The sequence below is a fragment of the Dietzia sp. HMSC21D01 genome (assembly GCF_001815995.1).
Taxonomy (GTDB): domain Bacteria; phylum Actinomycetota; class Actinomycetes; order Mycobacteriales; family Mycobacteriaceae; genus Dietzia; species Dietzia cinnamea.
Map to the genome: position 1 here is coordinate 1 of NZ_KV823880.1, position 18,942 is coordinate 18,942.

At 70.3% G+C, this 18,942-nt stretch carries 12 protein-coding genes and 2 pseudogenes; 9 read left to right on the forward strand and 5 right to left on the reverse strand.

The window, feature by feature from the left end:
• The 4 genes and pseudogenes from HMPREF3086_RS07250 to ilvA form a co-directional block, all read left to right on the forward strand.
• Positions 1-256, forward strand: a pseudogene (locus HMPREF3086_RS07250) (hypothetical protein); the annotation flags it as partial.
• Between the two features lie 37 nt (positions 257-293).
• Complete coding sequence (gene rarD, locus HMPREF3086_RS07255) at positions 294-1,226, forward strand: EamA family transporter RarD (protein WP_109149080.1); 933 nt, start codon at positions 294-296, stop codon at positions 1,224-1,226.
• Between the two features lie 35 nt (positions 1,227-1,261).
• A complete protein-coding gene (gene dnaE, locus HMPREF3086_RS07260) occupies positions 1,262-4,807 on the forward strand; it encodes a DNA polymerase III subunit alpha (protein ID WP_070721046.1) in 3,546 nt (1,181 codons plus the stop codon).
• A gap of 68 nt (positions 4,808-4,875) precedes the next feature.
• A complete protein-coding gene (gene ilvA / locus HMPREF3086_RS07265; RefSeq protein ID WP_083324340.1) occupies positions 4,876-6,150 on the forward strand; it encodes a threonine ammonia-lyase IlvA in 1,275 nt (424 codons plus the stop codon).
• A gap of 12 nt (positions 6,151-6,162) precedes the next feature.
• Here the strand turns inward: ilvA and treZ are convergent, their stop codons facing one another.
• Positions 6,163-7,908: a malto-oligosyltrehalose trehalohydrolase gene (gene treZ / locus HMPREF3086_RS07270; RefSeq protein WP_232303120.1), complete on the reverse strand. Its 1,746-nt coding sequence runs from the start codon at positions 7,906-7,908 to the stop codon at positions 6,163-6,165.
• 140 nt (positions 7,909-8,048) lie between these two features.
• On the opposite strand from treZ, the gene HMPREF3086_RS07275 reads away from it, so the two are divergent.
• Both HMPREF3086_RS07275 and HMPREF3086_RS07280 read left to right on the forward strand, forming a co-directional pair.
• Complete coding sequence (locus HMPREF3086_RS07275; RefSeq protein ID WP_061229120.1) at positions 8,049-8,723, forward strand: IMPACT family protein; 675 nt, start codon at positions 8,049-8,051, stop codon at positions 8,721-8,723.
• A gap of 4 nt (positions 8,724-8,727) precedes the next feature.
• Positions 8,728-8,967 carry a hypothetical protein gene (locus HMPREF3086_RS07280; RefSeq protein ID WP_061229121.1) on the forward strand — a complete coding sequence of 80 codons (240 nt, stop codon included), beginning with the start codon at positions 8,728-8,730 and terminating at the stop codon, positions 8,965-8,967.
• A gap of 42 nt (positions 8,968-9,009) precedes the next feature.
• Here HMPREF3086_RS07280 and HMPREF3086_RS07285 read toward each other — a convergent pair whose 3' ends face one another.
• Positions 9,010-9,714 carry a nitroreductase gene (locus tag HMPREF3086_RS07285; RefSeq protein WP_061229122.1) on the reverse strand — a complete coding sequence of 235 codons (705 nt, stop codon included), beginning with the start codon at positions 9,712-9,714 and terminating at the stop codon, positions 9,010-9,012.
• A gap of 393 nt (positions 9,715-10,107) precedes the next feature.
• On the opposite strand from HMPREF3086_RS07285, the gene HMPREF3086_RS07290 reads away from it, so the two are divergent.
• Both HMPREF3086_RS07290 and HMPREF3086_RS07295 read left to right on the forward strand, forming a co-directional pair.
• Entirely contained in the window at positions 10,108-11,037 is a 930-nt protein-coding gene (locus HMPREF3086_RS07290) for a type IV toxin-antitoxin system AbiEi family antitoxin domain-containing protein (protein WP_232303118.1), read from the forward strand.
• Between the two features lie 183 nt (positions 11,038-11,220).
• On the forward strand, positions 11,221-11,586 hold the full coding sequence (locus tag HMPREF3086_RS07295; protein WP_061229124.1) for an RNA-binding S4 domain-containing protein: 366 nt from the start codon (positions 11,221-11,223) through the stop codon (positions 11,584-11,586).
• 71 nt (positions 11,587-11,657) lie between these two features.
• Here the strand turns inward: HMPREF3086_RS07295 and treY are convergent, their stop codons facing one another.
• From treY to HMPREF3086_RS07310, 3 genes are all read right to left on the reverse strand, one after another.
• Positions 11,658-14,087 (reverse strand): malto-oligosyltrehalose synthase, encoded by a 2,430-nt coding sequence (gene treY / locus HMPREF3086_RS07300; RefSeq protein WP_061229125.1) that lies wholly within the window; start codon positions 14,085-14,087, stop codon positions 11,658-11,660.
• On the reverse strand, positions 14,087-16,216 hold the full coding sequence (gene glgX, locus HMPREF3086_RS07305; RefSeq protein ID WP_061229126.1) for a glycogen debranching protein GlgX: 2,130 nt from the start codon (positions 16,214-16,216) through the stop codon (positions 14,087-14,089). Before glgX ends, treY begins: the two co-directional genes overlap by 1 nt.
• Positions 16,217-16,290: 74 nt before the next feature.
• The gene (locus HMPREF3086_RS07310) at positions 16,291-18,450 is read right to left on the reverse strand and encodes an acyltransferase family protein (protein WP_061229127.1); all 2,160 of its coding nucleotides are present in this window, start codon (positions 18,448-18,450) and stop codon (positions 16,291-16,293) included.
• Between the two features lie 141 nt (positions 18,451-18,591).
• Between HMPREF3086_RS07310 and HMPREF3086_RS07315 the strand changes: the two are divergent.
• A pseudogene (locus HMPREF3086_RS07315) lies at positions 18,592-18,942 on the forward strand (hypothetical protein); the annotation flags it as partial.

Here is an 18,942-nt window from a genome sequence, read left to right on the forward strand (position 1 = left end):
GGGATCGGACCGGGCCGCCGCGGCCGCCGCGCTCACCGCGTCCCGCATCCGGGCGGGGGAGCCCGCGATCATCGGCCTGCTCGTGCGCGGCACGACCGGACAGCTGCGCGCGGTGGCCGACCACCGCGGTGTGCGGGCGGTGGAGGCGCTGCCCCCCGACGCGGTGTACGGGCGCTTCGCCGTCCGGCCCCTGCTGCCTCAGCAGGTCGACTCGGCCCTGCCGCTCCCGGACGCCGCCCCCGTACCCCCCGCCTGACCGGCCACCGCGGGCGACCGGCGCTAGGGTTGCGCCGGTGAACGGTGAGGCGGCAGGGGAGAAGGACAGGACGGTCGCCGTCGGCATGGCGGCCGGCGTCGCGGCGTACACGCTCTGGGGCTTCTTCCCCGCCTTCTTCCCGCTGCTCGAGCCCGCCGGGGCGGTCGAGATCCTCGCGCACCGGATCGTGTGGTCGTTCGTCGTCATGGCCATCGTGGTCACGCTGCTGCGCGGCTGGGGGCGGGTGCGCGCCATGGACCGCACCTCCTGGGCCCGCATCGGGGGTGCGGCCGCCTTCGTCTCGGCCAACTGGGGCGTCTACGTGTACGCGGTCAACTCCGAGCGGGTCACCGAGGCGGCACTGGGGTACACGATCAACCCGCTGGTCAGCGTGCTGCTGGGCGTGATCGTCTTCCGCGAACGGCTCACCCGCCCACAGTGGCTCGCGGTGGCCCTCGCCGTCGTCGCCGTCGGGGTCCTCACCGCCGGATACGGTCACTTCCCGTACCTGTCGGTGATCCTCGCCGTGAGTTTCGGTCTGTACGGCGTGTTCAAGAAGAAGCTGCGCGTGGATCCGGTGACCGGGATGCTCGGCGAGGTCGCGGTGACGACGCCCGTCGCGGTGGCCTTCCTGGTCTGGCTGGGCGCGTCCGGCGCGGGCACCTTCACCGGGCACGGTGCGGGGCATTCCGCGCTGCTGGCCGCCTCCGGCCTCGTCACCGTGGTGCCGCTGCTGCTGTTCGCCGTCGCCGCGCAGCGCATCCCGCTGGCCACCGTCGGCATGCTGCAGTACATCGTCCCGGTGCTGCAGATGGCGTGGGGACTGCTCGTCGTGGGCGAGCGACTCGACGCCGTCCAGTGGGTGGGCTTCGCGCTCATCTGGACCGCCGTCATCGCGTTCACGCTGGCCGGTCGCACGCCGCGCGCGGCCCGTCCTGGGGGTTCGAGGACTGTCGGTGATCCGACCTAGACTGTGGCGGACGAGTCCGTAGGAGGAGTGCTTTCGTGGGCGATCAGTTCGTGCATCTGCACAATCACACCGAGTTCTCGATGCTCGACGGGATGGCGCAGATCGACCCGCTGTTCGCGGAGGCGTCACGTCTGGGTATGCCGGCCGTTGGGATGACCGACCACGGCAACATGTACGGCGCCTCGGACTTCTACAAGCAGGCCAAGAAGACCGGGGTCAAGCCCATCATCGGGATCGAGGCGTACGTCGCCCCGGAGTCGCGGTTCGAGAAGAAGCGCATCCTGTGGGGCGAGAAGCACCAGAAGAGTGACGACGTCGCCGGCTCCGGCGCCTACACGCACATGACGATGGTCGCCGAGAACGCCACCGGCCTGCGCAACCTGTTCCGGCTGTCCTCGCTGGCCTCGTACGAGGGGCAGCTGGGCAAGTGGGCGCGCATGGACGCGGAGATCCTCGCCGAGTACTCCGAGGGGATCATCGCCACCTCCGGCTGCCCCTCCGGCGAGATCCAGACCCGCCTGCGCCTCGGCCACATCAAGGAGGCCTACGAGGCCGCCGAGAAGTGGCAGTCGATCTTCGGCAAGGACAACTTCTTCCTCGAGCTCATGGACCACGGGATCGACATCGAGCGTCGGGTCCGCGAGGACCTGCTCAAGCTCGGTAGGGACCTGGGCATGCCGCCGCTCGTGACCAACGACTGCCACTACGTCACCCGCGAGCAGGCCCACGCCCACGAGGCCATGCTCTGCGTCCAGACCGGCAAGACGCTGGCCGACGAGAACCGCTTCAAGTTCGACGGGGACGGCTACTTCCTCAAGTCCGCCGAGGAGATGCGCGCCCAGTGGGACTCCGAGGTCCCCGGCGCCTGCGACAACACGCTGTGGATCGCCGAGCGTGTCCAGCCGTACGACGACATCTGGACCCCGCGCGACCGGATGCCCAAGTTCCCCGTACCCGAGGGCGAGACGGAGGACACCTGGTTGGCCAAGGAGGTCCACAAGGGTCTGCAGTGGCGCTTCCCCGACGGGGTGCCGCAGGAGTACATCGAGCGTGCGAACTTCGAGCTCGAGGTCATCAAGGGCAAGGGCTACCCCGGCTACTTCCTCGTGGTCGGCGACCTCATCGAGCACGCCCGCTCGATCGGCATCAAGGTCGGCCCCGGCCGAGGCTCCGCCGCCGGCGCGCTGGTGGCGTACGCGCTGAAGATCACCAACATCGACCCCATCGAGCACGGACTGCTGTTCGAGAGGTTCCTCAACCCCGAGCGGCCGTCCGCGCCCGATATCGATATCGACTTCGACGACCGGCGTCGCGGCGAGATGATCCGCTACGCGTCCGACAAGTGGGGCGCCGACAAGATCGCCCAGGTCATCACCTTCGGCACCATCAAGACCAAGGCCGCCATCAAGGACGCCGCCCGCGTCAACTTCGGCCAGCCCGGGTACGCGATCGCCGACCGCATCACCAAGGCGCTGCCGCCGCCGATCATGGCCAAGGACATCCCGCTGTCCGGGATCACCGACCCCAAGCACGAGCGGTACGGCGAGGCCGCCGAGGTGCGCCAACTCCTCGAGACCGACCCCGACGTCAAGCGGATCTACGACACGGCCCGCGGGCTGGAGGGCATGGTCCGTCAGGCCGGCGTTCACGCGTGTGCGGTGATCATGTCCTCCGAGCCGCTGCTCGACGTGATCCCCATGTGGAAGCGCGCGCAGGACGGAGCCCTCATCACCGGCTGGGACTACCCGTCGTGTGAGGACATCGGCCTGCTCAAGATGGATTTCCTGGGCCTGCGCAACCTCACGGTGATCGGTGACTGCCTGGAGAACATCAAGCTCAACCGTGGCGAGGAGATCGACCTCGACACGCTGAGCACGGACGACCAGGCGACGTACGATCTGCTCGCCCGCGGTGACACCCTGGGCGTGTTCCAGCTCGACTCCGGCGGCATGCGCGAGCTGCTCAAGCGGATGAAGCCCACCGGCTTCAACGACATCGTGGCCGCCCTCGCGCTGTACCGGCCCGGCCCCATGGGCATGGGTACGCACTGGAACTACGCCGACCGCAAGAACGGCAAGCAGGAACTGGTGCCCATCCACCCTGAGCTGGAGGAGCCGCTCAAGGAGATCCTCGGGGAGACCCACGGCCTGATCGTCTACCAGGAGCAGATCATGGCCATCTCCCGCGAGCTCGCGGGATACACGGCCGGTGAGGCCGACGGCTTCCGTAAGGCCATGGGTAAGAAGAAGGCCGAGGTCCTGGCCGCGGAGTACGAGAAGTTCTCGGGCGGTATGTTCGAGCGCGGGTTCTCCAAGGAGGCCGTCGACGCGCTGTGGGGCACCATCGAGCCCTTCGCCTCGTACGCGTTCAACAAGTCGCACGCCGCCGGCTACGGCCTCGTGTCCTTCTGGACCGGCTACCTCAAGGCCAACTACCCGGCCGAGTACATGGCCGCGCTGCTCACCTCCGTCGGTGACGACAAGGACAAGGCCGCCCTCTACCTGTCCAACTGCCGGCAGATGGGTATCAAGGTGCTCCCGCCGTCGGTCAACGAGTCGCTGACGAACTTCGCGTCCGTCGGCAAGGACATCCGGTTCGGCCTTGGCGCCGTGCGCAACGTCGGCGCGCAGGTCGTGGACTCGATCGTCGCCGCCCGCGAGGCCAAGGGCGAGTTCACCGACTTCTCGGACTACCTCGCCAAGATCGACCAGACCGCCTGCACCAAGAAGGTCACCGAGTCGCTCATCAAGGCCGGCGCCTTCGACTCGCTCGGCCATCCGCGCAAGGGCCTGTTCCTGGTCCACGCCGACGCCGTGGAATCGGTGATGTCCACCAAGAAGGCCGAGGCCGTCGGCCAGTTCGACCTCTTCGGTGGGGGAGACGACACCGCGGCCGACACCGGCTTCGGTGACGTGTTCGCCGTCCGCGTGCCCGACGAGGAGTGGGACACCAAGCAGAAACTGGCCCTCGAGCGCGAGATGTTGGGCCTGTACGTGTCCGGGCACCCTCTCGACGGGCTCGAGGCCGCACTGGAGGCCAAGACCGACACGAACATCGCCACGATCCATGAGGGCGAGCTGGCCCACGGCACCGCCGTGACGATCGGCGGGATCATCTCCGGAGTCGACCGGCGGGTGAACAAGAACGGCGAGCCGTGGGCGATCGTGACGATCGAGGACTTCAACGGCAGCGTCGAGGTGCTGTTCTTCCCCAAGACCTACCGGATCGCTGCACTGGACATCGCCGAGGACGCGGTCGTGCTGGTCAAGGCGAGGATCAACATCCGTGAGGACCGCGTGTCGGTCTTCGGCGACACCCTCGAGGTGCCGGACCTGGTCGTCGGCGGGAACGGCGCGCCGCTCGCGCTGACGCTGCAGACGCGGATGTGCACCATCGAGACCGTCACCGCGCTCAAGCAGGTCTTGGTCCGCCACCCCGGCCCCTCGGACGTCCACCTGCGGTTGGTCAACGGCAACTCCTCGACGGTCCTGCGGCTCGACGACCAACTGCGGGTCGAGACCTCGTCCTCCCTCATGGGGGACCTCAAGGCGCTACTCGGCGCCGGCTGCCTCGCGGGCTGACCGCGGCCGCCCGGCGCACGCGGTGACCGGTTGGCGGTGATCGCGGGGGCGGTGGGACACTGGTGGTTGTGACCGCCACCGAACCCGCGCCCACCCAGGTCGTGACCACCGACGACATCGACGCCGCAGCCCGCCGGATCGGCGAGGTCATCCGGTCGACCGACCTGCAGGCCAGCGAGCGGCTCAGCGAGCAGACCGGCGCGCGCATCCTGCTCAAGCGGGAGGACCAGCAGGCGGTCCGCTCCTACAAGATCCGCGGCGCGTACAACCTCATGGCGCAGCTGACCGGCGACGAACGCAGCGCGGGCGTGGTCACCGCCAGCGCCGGCAACCACGCCCAGGGAGTGGCGTTCGCCTGCCGGGTCCTCGGGATCAACGGCCGCATCTACGTGCCGACCAACACGCCCAAGCAGAAGCGCGACCGGATCCTGGCCCACGGCCGCAGCTGGGTCGAGCTCGTGGTGACGGGGACCAACTTCGACGCCGCCCAGGCGGCTGCCCGCGCGGACGCCACGCGCACCGGGGCGACCATGGTGCCCCCGTTCGACCACCCCGACACGATGGCCGGGCAGGGCACGATCGCCGCCGAGATCCTCGCGCAGCTCGACGAGGTCCCCGACGCCGTGGTGGTCCCGGTCGGTGGCGGCGGACTGGCCGGGGGCATCGCGACCTATCTGGCCGAGTACGCGCCGGACTGCAAGATCATCGCCGTCGAGCCCGCTGGCGCCCCGTCGCTGACGAGAGCTCTGGAAGCGGGGGAGCCCGTCACCCTCGACACGGTCGACACCTTCGTCGACGGCGCCTCCGTCGCCCGGCTCGGTGACTTCCCGTTCGGCGTCATCTCCTCGATGACCGAGCGGATCCAGGTCCTCACGGTGGACGAGGGCGCGGTGTGCACGGAGATGTTGGAGCTGTACCAGAACGAGGGGATCATCTGTGAGCCCGCCGGCGCGCTGGCGGTGACGGCCCTCCACCAGCTCGAGATCGACGAGGGCGCCACTGTCGTCTGCATCGTCTCGGGCGGGAACAACGACGTCTCGCGGTACAGCGAGATCATCGAGCGGTCCCTCGTCCACAAGGGCCTCAAGCACTATTTCCTGGTCAAGTTCCCGCAGGAGCCGGGCCAGCTGCGTCGCTTCCTCGACGAGGTCTTGGGTCCCGAGGACGACATCACGCTGTTCGAGTACCTCAAGCGCAACAACCGCGAATTCGGCGCGGCGCTGGTGGGCATCGAGCTCGGGTCGGCCACCGGTTTGCACTCGCTGCTCGAGCGTATGGACGCCTCCCGCATCGACTGCGAGCGCCTCGAGCCCGGCACCGCCGCGTACGAATACCTGACCTGACCCGACCGGGCGTCAGCGTGTCCGCACCACCGCGAACCCGAACGCCTGGCAGAACACCGACTCGGCGTCGACCACCGCAGCAGAGGCCAGCACCGCCTCGCCGGCCAGCGGGACCCGGCACGGCTCGGTGCCCAGGTTCACCACCAACGCCAACGATCCACGATGGACCACCAGCCAGCGGTCGTCGTCGGCCTCCACACCGCACTCCACACGGACCGGCGCGAGCCACGGATCGCTCAGCTCCGGCTCGGCCTTGCGCAGGGCGATCAGCGCGCGGTAGACGCGCAGGATCTCAGCGTGCTCATAGGCTGCCTGCTCCGAGCGGTCGAGCACCGAGCGGCGGAACGTCTCCGGATCCTGCGGGTCCGCCACCGTGTCGGGATCCCAACCCATCGCCGCGAACTCGCGCGTCCGTCCCTGCCGCACCGCCTCGGCCAGCTCCGGCTCGGGATGCGAGGTGAAGAAGCAGAACGGCGTCCGCGCACCCCACTCCTCGCCCTGGAACAACATCGGCGTGAACGGCGAACACAGCACGATCGCGGCCTTGGCCAGCTGCTGCTGCGGCGTGAGATTCATCGACGGCCGATCGCCCGCCGCGCGATTACCCACCTGGTCGTGGGTCAGCGTGTAGGCGACGAACCGACTACCCGGCACCCGATCCACGTCCAGCGGCCGCCCGTGCACACGACCCCGGAAGGTCGAATAGGTTCCCGCATGCAGGAACGCGCCCGTGAGCACCTGCCGCAACGACTCGAGCGACCCGAAGTCCACGTAATAGCCCTGTCGCTCTCCGGAGACCGCGGCGTGGACGGCATGGTGCACGTCGTCGACCCACTGCCCGTCCAGTCCGAGCCCGCCGGCCTCCCGCGCGGTGACGGTCCGCGGATCGTTCTGGTCGGACTCCGCGATGAGCGACAGCGGCCGCCCGAGATGGGTGGACAGCGACTCGACCTCCACCACCAGCTGCTCCAGCAGGTGCACGGCCGACGCGTCGTGCAGCGCGTGCACGGCGTCGAGACGCAGTGCGTCGACGTGGAACTCGTCGAACCAGCGCAGCGCGTTGTCGATGATGTAGCGCCGCACCTCGCCCGAGTGCTCGCCGTCGAGGTTCAGTCCCGACCCCCACGGCCCGTCCGCGGCCGAGAGATACGGCCCGAACTCCGGGAGGTAGTTCCCCGACGGGCCCAGATGGTTGTAGACCACGTCCAGGCACACCGCCAGGCCGCGCGCGTGGCAGGCGTCCACGAACTGCTGAAACGCGTCCGGCCCGCCGTACGGCTCGTGCACGGCGAACCACGCCACGCCGTCGTAACCCCAGCCGTACTCGCCGTTGAACGCGCCCAGGGGCATCACCTCGACCATGTCCACGCCCAGCTCGACCAGCTCGTCGAGGTGCTCGATCGCACTGATCAGCGTCCCGCCGGTCGAGAAGGTGCCCACGTGCATCTCGTAGATCACCGACCCGGCCAGCTGCCGGCCGGTCCACGCCGCGTCCGTCCAGCGGGACGGGTCGAGGCGGTGGACCCGCGACAGCCCGTGCACCCCGTCCGGCTGACGCGTCGACCGCGGGTCGGGACGCGGCGGACCGACCTCGTCGTCGTCGCCGGTCACCACGAACCCGTAGTCCCTGCCCTGTTCCCGGGCAACGCCGCACGTCCACCAGCCGTCCGCGGCACGCCGCATGGGGACGGGATCGGCGTCGGGGTGGTCCAGCACCAGCCCCACCGCGCGTGCCTCCGGCGCCCACACGGAGAACATGTCGGCGCCGGTGGTTGTGGACGAGGTCGATGCGCTCGGAGAGGTCACATCACCCAGCGTAGGGAAAACCGGTGCCCGTGGTGAGGGGTCGGGTCGGACCGCCGCGCCGCGTCACCGCCACCGGGCGCGATACTGGGGGCATGACCGCATTGCCGCCCGTGCTCAGGCTCTCCGCCGGTCCGGACGTGACGGGGGAGTACGAGGAGAAGCGCTCCAGGTTCGTGGCGGTGTTGAGACGGTGCGACGACGAGGAGGACGCCCGCGCCCTGATCGCCGACCTCCGCTCCGCGCATCCGGCGGCTCGCCACCACTGCAGTGCCTTCATCGTGGGCGACCCCGGGGCCGGCCCGATCGAGCGGACCAACGACGACGGCGAACCCTCCGGCACCGCCGGGACCCCCATGCTGGACGTCCTGCGGGGAAGCGGGCTGACCGGCGTGTGCGCGGTGGTCGTCCGGTGGTTCGGCGGCACCAAGCTCGGCACCGGCGGCCTCGCCCGCGCCTACTCCGCCGCGGTGAGCGATGCCGTCGAGCAGGCGTGGACCGACGGGCGCGTCGTGGAGGTGACCCGGACCCCCGCGTGGAAGGCCGTGGTCGACCACTCCGTCGCCGGTGGACTCGAGGCGGCGCTGCGCTCGGCCGGCGTCCGCGTGCTCGACGTGGACTACGGCCGTCGAGTCGGGCTGACGGTGGCGGGGGAGTTCGGGGTGATCGGGCCGATCCTCGCCGCCCGCACGTCCGGGGGCGCCGAGTGGTCAGAGGCGGGGGTCGCGACCACCGAGACCGCGGCGACACGCCCGGATATGGAATCCTGAACGTATGAGCATGCAGCCCTACCAGCCGAACTCGATCGAGGCCCAGAAGCAGCAGGTCCGTAAGGATGCGCGGAACACGGCGATCGCGCTGGGTGTGACTGTGGTGTCGCTGCCGATCGCGTTGTTCGCGAGCTCGTTCTTTACGCTGGTGGCGATCATCGCCGGGATTCTGACGATCTACCACGGCAACAAGGTCCGCAAGGCGATCTCCGGCAAGCCGGACCAGAAGCGCGAGCTGTACTGAGCCGTCGCCAGCCGCTCGCCGGCCCGAACGGCTGGATGCAGGTTAACCGTGGCGGCGCACGACGTCGCCCAGGTCCGCGCGCTCGGCGCGGAACGTGTTGGCCGGGTGGTTCTCGTCCGCGTAGCCGAAGGCGATCCCGCACACGATGAGCCGGTCGGCCGGGATCGACAGGTGCTCGCGGACAGCGTCGGAATACAGGGCGATCGCGGCCTGCGCGCACGTCGCCACGCCGAGTGAGGTGGCCGCGGCCAGGAACGTCGAGACGTACCCGCCGCAGTCGACTGCCCCATAGGTGCCCAGGCCCGCGTCCGAGGTGATGATCGCGACGTGGGGGGCGCCGAAGAAGCGGTAGTTCTCCAGCATCTGGCGCAGTCGCGCCTCCTGGTCCGACCGCTCGATGCCCAGCGCGGTATAGAGGCCGTAGCCACTGGCCCGCCGGCGGTCCCCATAGACGCCGTCGTACCGCTCCGGCGCCGGGAAATCCGAGCGCATGTCGTTGGCCAACACGTGCTCGGTGAGGTGCGTGCTGAACGCGGCCGTCGCGTCCCCGGTCACGAGGTCGACCTGCCAGGCCTGCGAGTTGCACCACGATGCCGTGCGCTGGGCCATCCGCAGGATCTGCTCGATCGTCTCCTCAGGCACCGGCTCCGAGGTGAAGCCGCGGCAACTGTAGCGCTCGTCGAGGATCCGCTCGAGCGTGGCGGCGGCGTCGAGTGTCGCCGGAGCGATCGAGGCGGCGTCGGTCATGGGTCCTCCAGCGAGCTGCGGGGTGGTGTGATCCCAGTCTCCCATGGCGCCCCGGCTCGGGCCCCCCGACGATCTGCCCCTCGGATCGTCACCTGCCCTAGGAACTCCTGGAGCAACTCGCGATCCGAGGGGCAGAACGCCCACGGCCGCATCGGAGGCTCACGCCGGCTACGGCTGGATGTCCACTCTGACGGGACTTTCGGCCGTCGGAAGCAAGTCGTGAGGATCCGGATCGCCCGGCGGGAACTCGTCCACTCGCCGCCCCGACAGCGGCGATGAGGCAGGTCAGTTGGCTGCGAGCACGCAGTCACAGTCGCCGGCGTGATCCACAGGAGAACGAGTCGAGCACCGGGATGAGCCGGAACCGGCCAGATGAGCACCGAGGATCTGACCATGGCTACTTTCGATGACCTGCGAGCACTTCTCCACACGACTGAGCAGTTGATGGCGGCCGGCTTCAGCACCCAGTCGCTCGGTAGAGCGGTCACCTCGGGCGATCTCATCCGCCTGCGGCCCGGCTTCTACGTCGACCGGTCCACGCGAGAGCTCGGGCGAGAGGAGCGGCACCTGCTCATGGTGCTGGCGGCGGACCGCGCCCTCGGATGCCCGGTGTTCACCCACTGGTCGGCAGCACTCGTCCTCGGATTGCCGGGCTGGGATCTGCCACTCGGAACCGTGTCGTTGTCCCGCGCCGGGTACGCCCAGAGATCCCGTACCACCAGGCTGACCAGGCATGACGTGACCCCGTTGGCGGAAGACGACGTCCACGTGGTCGACGGGCTCCGCGTGACCCGCCCAAAACGCACCATCGTGGACGTGGCCAGGGCGTGCGCACCACCGGCGAGCGTGGCAGTCGCAGATGCGGCCTTCAAGGCGGAGGCGGTCACTGCGGCGTCGGTGGACGACGCGCTGAGCCGCGCGGCCGGTAAATCCGGTGTCAAACGCGCGCGGGCCGCGCTGGCGCGAGTCGATGCCCGCAGCGAGAGCGTCGCGGAGACCCGCAGTCGCCTGATCTTCGCGGACTACGGTCTTCCTGAGCCTCAGACACAGGTCGACATCTTCGATACCCACGGCAACTTCGTCGCTCGCGTGGACTTTCTCTGGCCGGAGCTCGGTCTGATCGGCGAATGCGACGGTTTCGGCAAGTACCTCGATGGCGCGGATGCGACAGAGGCCCGGCGCCGACTGGGTGTGGAGAAAGATCGAGATGCCGCGCTCATGGCTCTGGGCTACCGGGTGCTCCACTGGCGCTGGGCGGATCTCGACAAGCCTCGGCTCCTGGTGCAGCGCCTTCGGAGCGTGATGTACCCGGCCGCCGCCTGACTACGGCGGCTGACCGTCACAATCCGCCCCTCGAACCTCGATCCGCCCTCCGCAGCTCGATTTGCCCTAGGAACTCCGAGTGCAGATCGTCATCCGAGGGGCGGATCACCGATCGAAGGGCGTAACGCCGTCATGAGACTGCGCGGGCCGCGTGGAGGCTTCGGGCGCGGTTATCCTCGGGCCATGGGTGTGCGGGTGGACGCGTGGACGTGGTCGGTGCGGTTGTTCCCGTCGCGGACCAAGGCGGCGGCCGCCTGTCGGGGTGGCCACGTCAAGGTCAACGGCGAGGCGGTGCAACCGTCGAAGAACGTCGTGCCCGGCGACCGGGTCCAGGTGACGGGCACGCTCGGCCGGATTCGCATTCTCGAGGTGGTCGAGACGGTGAGCAAGCGGGTCGGGGCTCCGGTGGCGGCGACCTGCTATATCGACCACTCGCCCCCGCCGCCGCCCAAGGAGGTCCTGGCCTCCCAACCGCGACGGGACCGCGGCGCGGGCCGGCCCACCAAGCGCGAGCGGCGGGAGACCGACAGGCTGCTGGGCCGCGGCTGACCCAGCCCACCCGGCCCAGCTCGACCCCACCCAGCCCGACCGGACGGACCCGACACGCCAGTCGACCCGCCTCAGTCCTCGCGAACGATCACCACGACGGGGAAGGCGCTGAGCAACTCGCCCAGGTCGACGCGGCCGGAGATCGGAGCCCCGCCGGGCCGCACCGCCCACGTCCCCTCCGGCAGCAGGGCGGTGGTGCCTCCAAGATCGCCGGCGCTGAGGACCGCCGTCCGCCGCCGGGCGATCAGCCCGACCGCCGCGCGGCCGTCGACCGACCGCGTGAACGCGACGACGTCCGCGGCCGCGGGACCGTGCACGGGTAGCGGCACGTGTGCCCCGCCGACGAGGTCCGCCGGGTGCGACCGGCGTATCCTGAGCACTTCGCGGACCAGTGCGAACTTCGGATGGCCGGCACGGGCGACGGCGCCCGAGCGGAGCGGACCGTAATCCACGAACCGCCGGTTGTCCGGGTCGACGAGTGAGTCCTCCCACACCTCGGTGCCCTGGTAGACGTCCGGCACGCCGGGGGAGAGCAGCTGCACGGCCTTGGCGACGAGTGCGTTGTCGCGTCCGGCCGGGGCGATGCGCTCGACGAACGGGCCGATGAGCGCGGAACCGGAGCCGAGTAGGGTGTCGATCCACTCGTGCGCGGCGGACTCGAACTCCGCGTTCTGATCGGTCCATCTTGTGTGGACCGCGGCCTCCCGCAGGGCCTTGTCGGCATAGTCGTGCAGACGCGAACGCAGCTCGTCGGTCGGCCCGCCCGGTTCCGGCCACACGCCCACGACGATCTGCAGCAGGAAGTACCCGGCGTCCTCGGCCGGCGGGGGATGGGCCTCGAACACGCGCGAGACCAGGTCGGCCCACGCGTCCGGGACCTGGGACAGCACCGAGATCCGGGCGCGGACGTCCTCGCCGCGCTTGGTGTCGTGGGTGCTCAGCGCGGTCATGGCCAGCGGTGTGGCGCGGGCGCGTTCGGCCATCGCCAGGTGGAACGCCTCGACGGCCATGCCCATTCGCCCGGGTGAGCCGCCGACCTCGTTGAGCGAGACGAGCCGCCCGAGGCGGTAGAAGAGCCGATCCTCCTCGGCCTTCGCGGTGGCGGCGCCGGTGACCTGCGCGAGCCGCGTGGACGCCTCGCCGCCGCGCGCGAGTGCACCGGCCACGAGGCGCAGTGCGGGCGCGAGCTCGGGCCGGTCGCGGCGCAGGCCGTCGACGATGGCCGGGAGGGTGCCCCGCAGGACGGGATAGTCGGCCCGGTAGAACGGCGTACGCGCGATCACCGAGATAAGGGCCTCGCGGAGATCGCGCTCCTCGACGTCGTCGCTCGTCGACCCCCCGTGCCCGGCGGCGGCCTCGTGGCGCACGACGCGGGCGAGCCGCGCCAACTCGGGGGCGAGATCCTCGGCGGCGATCTGTCTCTTGAGCTCGGCGGACTGCGCGTGGATCCGGTCCTCGTCGCCCGGGTCACCGCTGTACCGCGCGGCGAGCTCGGACAACCGGGCCTCGCCGGAGGCGTCGACGAGCAGCTGATCGATGAGCCGCAGGGCGTCGTAACCGGTGGTGCCGTCGACCCCCATGGCGGGCTCGAGGACCTCGTCGGGCGCGAGGATCTTCTCCACCAGCACGAGCCGGTCCGGTCCGACGAGGTCCCGCAGTCGGTGCGCGTAGCCCACCGGGTCGGACAACCCGTCCGGGTGGTCGACGCGGATGCCGTCGACGAGGTCCTCCTCGCACCAGCGGCGCACCTCGGCGTGGGTGGCGTCGAAGACCTCGGGGTCCTCCTGGCGGAGTCCGGCCAGGCCGGTGACGGTGAAGAAGCGACGGTAGCCGAGCAGCGGCTCGCGCCAGTGGGTGAGCCGGTAGTGCTGGCGGTCGTGCACCTCCTGCGCGGTGCCGTCCCCGGTGCCGGGCGCCACGGGGAAGCGGTGGTCGTAAAAGTGGAGCTCGGCCTCGCCGCTCGGGGAGTCCTCGGGGGCGACGACGACGAGGTCGGCCACGTCCTCCGGAGAGCCCAGGACGGGTATCGCGATCCTGCCGTCGGCCCCGTTGGCCTTCTCGGTGTCGAAGTCGAAGAAGCGGTGATACTCCGAGTCGGGGCCCCGCCGCAGCGCGTCCCACCACCAGGGGTTGGCGGCCGGCTCGTCCACGCCGAGGTGGTTGGGCACGATGTCGGCGATCAGCCCCAGCCCGTGGGCGCGGCACGCCGCGCGCAGGGACCGCAGGGCGTCGATCCCACCGAGCTCGGGCGAGACCTCGGTGGGGTCGACGACGTCGTAACCATGGGTCGAGCCGGGCGTGGCGGTCAGGACGGGCGAGAGGTACACCGCGCCCACCCCGAGGTCGGCGAGGTAGGGCACGAGCTGCTCGGCGTCGGCCAGGGTGAAGCCGCGGCCGTCGGGGTCGGAGGCGGGGGTGCGCAGCTGGAGGCGGTAGGTGCTGGAGAGAGCGTCGACCCGGGCCCGCAGGCCCGACCCCGCGCCGTTCGCGGCGTCGCCCATCAGCGCAGCTTCCGTAGGACGGCCGTGCCGCGGCCGGCCACGACCAGGGTGCCGTCGGAGGGCAGGTCCCCGTTGTGGTCGCCGGCGGGCCGGGTGGTGTCGAGGACGATCTCCCACGCCTCGGCGTACTCGGGGCCGAGCAACGAGAAGTCGATGGGCTCGTGGTGGGCGTTGAACAGCATGAGGAACGAGTCGTCGATGATCCGCTGCCCACGCTCGTCCGGCTCGCGGATGCCCTCGCCGTTGAGGTAGACGGCCAGGGACTTGCCGAAGCCGGAGTCCCAGTCCTTGCTCGTCATCTCCGAGCCGTCGGGGGCGAACCACGCGATGTCCTGCGGGTCCTCCTCGCCGCGCACCGGGGTGCCGAAGAAGCGTCGACGCCGGAACACGGGGTGGTTCTTCCGCAGTTGGACGAGCTCGCGGGTGAAGGCGAGCAGGTCCTCCTGCTCCTCGTCGAGGTCCCAGTTCATCCACGACGTCTCGTTGTCCTGGCAGTAGACGTTGTTGTTGCCGTGCTGGGTGCGCGCGATCTCGTCACCGTGGGCGATCATCGGCGTGCCCTGCGAGAGGATGAGGGTCGTGAGCAGGTTGCGCTTCTGACGGCGGCGCAGGGCGAGGATCTCGGGGTCGTCGGTGGGCCCCTCGACGCCGCAGTTCCAGGAGCGGTTGTGGCTCTCGCCGTCGTTGTTGTCCTCCCCGTTGGCCTCGTTGTGTTTCTCGTTGTAGGTCACGAGGTCGTTGAGGGTGAAACCGTCGTGCGCGGTGACGAAGTTGATCGACGCAGTGGGGCGCCTGCCGGTGGCCTCGTACAGGTCGGAGGAGCCGGTGAGGCGGGAGGCGAACTCGCCCAGGGTGGCGGGCTCGCCGCGCCAGAAGTCGCGCACCGTGTCGCGGAACTGGCCGTTCCACTCCGTCCACAGGGGCGGGAAGTTGCCCACCTGGTAGCCGCCCTCACCGACGTCCCACGGCTCGGCGATGAGCTTGACCTGGCTGACCACCGGGTCCTGCTGGACGAGATCGAAGAACGAGGACAGCCGGTCGACCTCGTGCAGGCCGCGGGCGAGCGACGAGGCGAGGTCGAAGCGGAAGCCGTCGACGTGCATGTCGAGGATCCAGTAGCGCAGCGAGTCCATGATGAGCTGCAGCGAGTGCGGGTGCCGGACGTTGAGGGTGTTGCCGGTCCCCGTGTAGTCCATGTAGAACTGCTTGTCGCCCTCGACGAGCCGGTAGTAGGCCTGGTTGTCGATACCGCGGAAGCCGATGGTGGGCCCCAGGTGGTTGCCCTCGGCGGTGTGGTTGTAGACCACGTCGAGGATCACCTCGATGTTCGCCTCGTGGAAGGCCTTGACCATGGCCTTGAACTCGCTCACGGCGTCGCCGGGCTGGCGGGAGAAGGCGTACTCGTTGTGGGGGGCGAGGAACCCGAAGCTGTTGTAGCCCCAGTAGTTGCGCAGGCCCTTGTCGATGAGCGGCTGGTCGTGCATGAACTGGTGCACGGGCATGAGCTCGATCGCGGTGACGCCCAGTTCGGTGAGGTAGTCGATGATCGCGGGGTGGCTCATGCCCGCATAGGTCCCGCGCATCTCGGCGGGGATGTCGGGATGGGTGGCCGTCATGCCCTTGACGTGGGCCTCGTAGATCACCGTGTTGTGGTACTCGTGGCCGGGCGCCCGGTCATTGCCCCAGTCGAAGTAGGGGTTGATCACGACGGTGGTCATGGTGTGCCCGAGCGAGTCGTCGGTGTTGCGCTCGTCCGGGTTGTCGAGGTCGTAGCTGTGCAGGCTCGGGTGGCCGTCGAAGCTGCCGTCGAACGCCTTGCCGTACGGGTCGAGCAGCAGCTTGGACGGGTCGCACCGCAGTCCGTTCTCCGGCTCGTACGGCCCGTGGACGCGGAATCCGTACCGCTGACCCGGGGTCACTCCGAACAGGTAGCAGTGCCAGATGTGGTAGTCGACCTCCTCGAGTTCGACTCGCTGTTCGCTGCCGTCGTCGTCGATCAGGCAGAGCTCGACGCGCTCCGCGACCTCGGAGAACAGGGAGAAGTTCGTGCCGGTGCCGTCGTAGGTGGCCCCCAGCGGGTAAGGGGTTCCCGGCCAGGCGCGGATGAGCTCCGGGGCGGCTTGCGTCACGTCATCTTGGGTCACGCTGCCCAAGGGTAGTGCCTATCGGTACCCGGCGAGGCCCTCGTACGCGAAGGTCCCGGTCACCACCAGCCGGTGGCGGGCCCCATCTGACGGGCCAGTTCGCCGGACGCGGAGCGCACCCAGGAGCCGGACAGGTGGTGGGAGTCGTGGTAGACGATCACGTTGCCCACCACGGCGGGGCAGACCTCGGGATCACACAGCCCGTCGGTGAGGTCGAGCAGTCGCACGGAGTCGAGGCCGGCGCCGGCGAGCGCGGCGGGGTTGACGGGGGAGATGGAGCGCTCGCGAGGCATGCCGCACTCGGCCGGGGTGCCGCCGTCGCCGAGGCAGTCGGAGGCGCGGATCGGGCCGCGGCCGCGGTTGAGCCACGGGGTGTCGCGGATGGCGATGACCCCGATGCCCTGCTCGCCGAGCGCGCGCCACAGGTCGACGTACTGGCGGGGGGTGACGTCGGGTCCCACGACGCCGACGGGTCGGGTGGCGGTGGTGAAGACGAAGTCCGGGTCCAGCCCGACGAGCGCCGCCAGCGCCTCGGGGGTCCACTCGGCGCAGCTCTCGTAGAGCTGTTCGCCGCCGTCGGAGACCGTGGCGTCCAGGGTGAGGGGGCAGCCCATCTTGAGGACGGTGACCACGCGGAAGCCGTAGTGCCGACCGACCTCGTCGAGGCCGCTGATCCAGTGCTCGGCGTGGGAGCCGCCGGTGAGCGCGATGGTGCGGGGCGAGGTGACGTCGCCGTAGACGCACATCTCCACCTCGGAGGACTCGAAGGTCGAGATGCAGCCGTCCATGGTGCTGGCGGGCAGGTCGTTGCCCACCTGGAGCAGGGAGGGGACGTACGCGACGTCGTCGGGCGCGGGGACTCCCTCGAGGAACGCCCGCGCGCCGGGGTGGTCCGGGTCGGTGAGGGAGTCGACGTAGGGGACGGCCGAGCGGGAACCGGAGGTGGCGCCCCACCAGCCGACGGTGGCCACGCTGGCGACGGCGGCGACGACGACGAGGACGCTCGCGCGGACGAACAGTCTCTGCTCCCGGGGCGAGCGTTCCGGGCCGCCCCGGAGCCGGTCGCGGGCGGCGGCCGCCGGGGTGGTGCGTCCCCGGGCCCGGCTGGCCATCCGCACCGGTCGCTCGATGTATTTCTCCGTGAGAAGCGCCAGCACGATCGACACGGCGATGATCACCAGGCCGGAGGCGAGCGTGATCTCGGCCTCGCGGTCGTGGGAGAGCCACAGGATGAGCAGCGGCCAGTGCCACAGGTAGAGCGAGTAGGAGATGTCCCCGAGGCGCCGGAACAGCCGGCCGGACAGCAGCCAGGTGATGGGGTCCCGGGCCGGGGTGGCGCGCAGGCCGGGCGGGAGGTTGCCGCCGAGGATGATGAGCAGCGCGCCGCCGATGGGGTACCAGGCCAGCGGGCCGGGGAAGTGGCCCGCGCCGTCGAAGAGGAATCCGGTGCTCACCACCAGGAAGAGGCCGGTGGCGGTGGTGAGCAGGCGGAGGGGCCAGGGCAGGACGATCCCGGCCAGGACGATCGCCGCCAGGCCGCCGACGAGCAGCTCCCACATGCGGGCGCCGGTGTCGTAGTAGTTCCACGACTGGTTGGCGGACTGTCCGAGCACGGCCCACCACGCCGATGTGGCGGTGCCCGCGGCCACGATGCCGACGAGGACCCACTTGGGGGTGCCGCGGCGGACGAGCCGACGCCACAGCAGGCTCACGCCGAGGACCACCACCAGGGCCACCAGGTAGAACTGGCCCTGGACGGACATCGACCACAGGTGCTGCAGTGGCGAGATGGTCGCGTCGGCGGCCGCGTAGTCCGAGGCGGTGAGCGCCAGTTCCCAGTTCTGGTAGTACAGCAGCGAGGCCACGGTCTGCTCGAAGATCGCCGACCACTGGGTGGGCGGCTTGACGAGCACGGTGCCGAGGACGGTCGCGGCGACCGTCACCACCAGCGCCGGGTACAGCCTGCGGACCAGGCGCTTGAGGTGCGGCAGCGGGTTGAGGGGCGTGTCCGGGTCGCCGGCGCCGCGCAGGAGCGAGCCGAGGAAGAAGAACCCGGACAGGGTGAGGAACACGTCGACGCCGCCGGAGACGCGGCCCATCCAGATGTGGAACACCACGACCAGTGCGATCGCGAGGCCGCGCAGGCCGTCGATGTCGTGCCGGTAGGCCTTCGTCCCGCGGCGCCGGGGGGCGGGCGCGGGAGCAGGGGTGGAGGCCACTGGCTGATACTTCCTGACGTCTTGTCCGGGGGTCGCGGATGGCCCCGGCCCGGCATCCGGGCGCCACGCCGGGGGGAGCGGAGCCGGGTCCGATTACACCACAGCGGGTCGGCGTCACCGCCGTTGGTACAGTCGGGCCGCATGACCGGCCCGTCGTCGTCAGGTGTCGTGCGTTCGTCCGACCGCACGCCCGGCACCGCCCCACGCGCGGCGGGCACACTCTTGGGCGTCGTCGCCCCGTTTCTCGCGGCATTGACGCTGTGGGCCGTCGCGGCCCCCCGCTCGGAGCTTCTGTCCGTCGGCGGCGGACGCGGCCTGCGGCTGACCGATTCGGGGGCGGACGGTGGCAGCCAGTTGCTCACGCTCGTCGTGCTCACCGGCTCCGCCACGGTGTGCGCGGTGCTCGTGCTCTGGCACCGACATCCCCGCCTGCGGCGGCCGGGAGGCGTGCCCGCGCTCGCGCTCGTGCCCGGGCTGGCGGCGACGACGGCC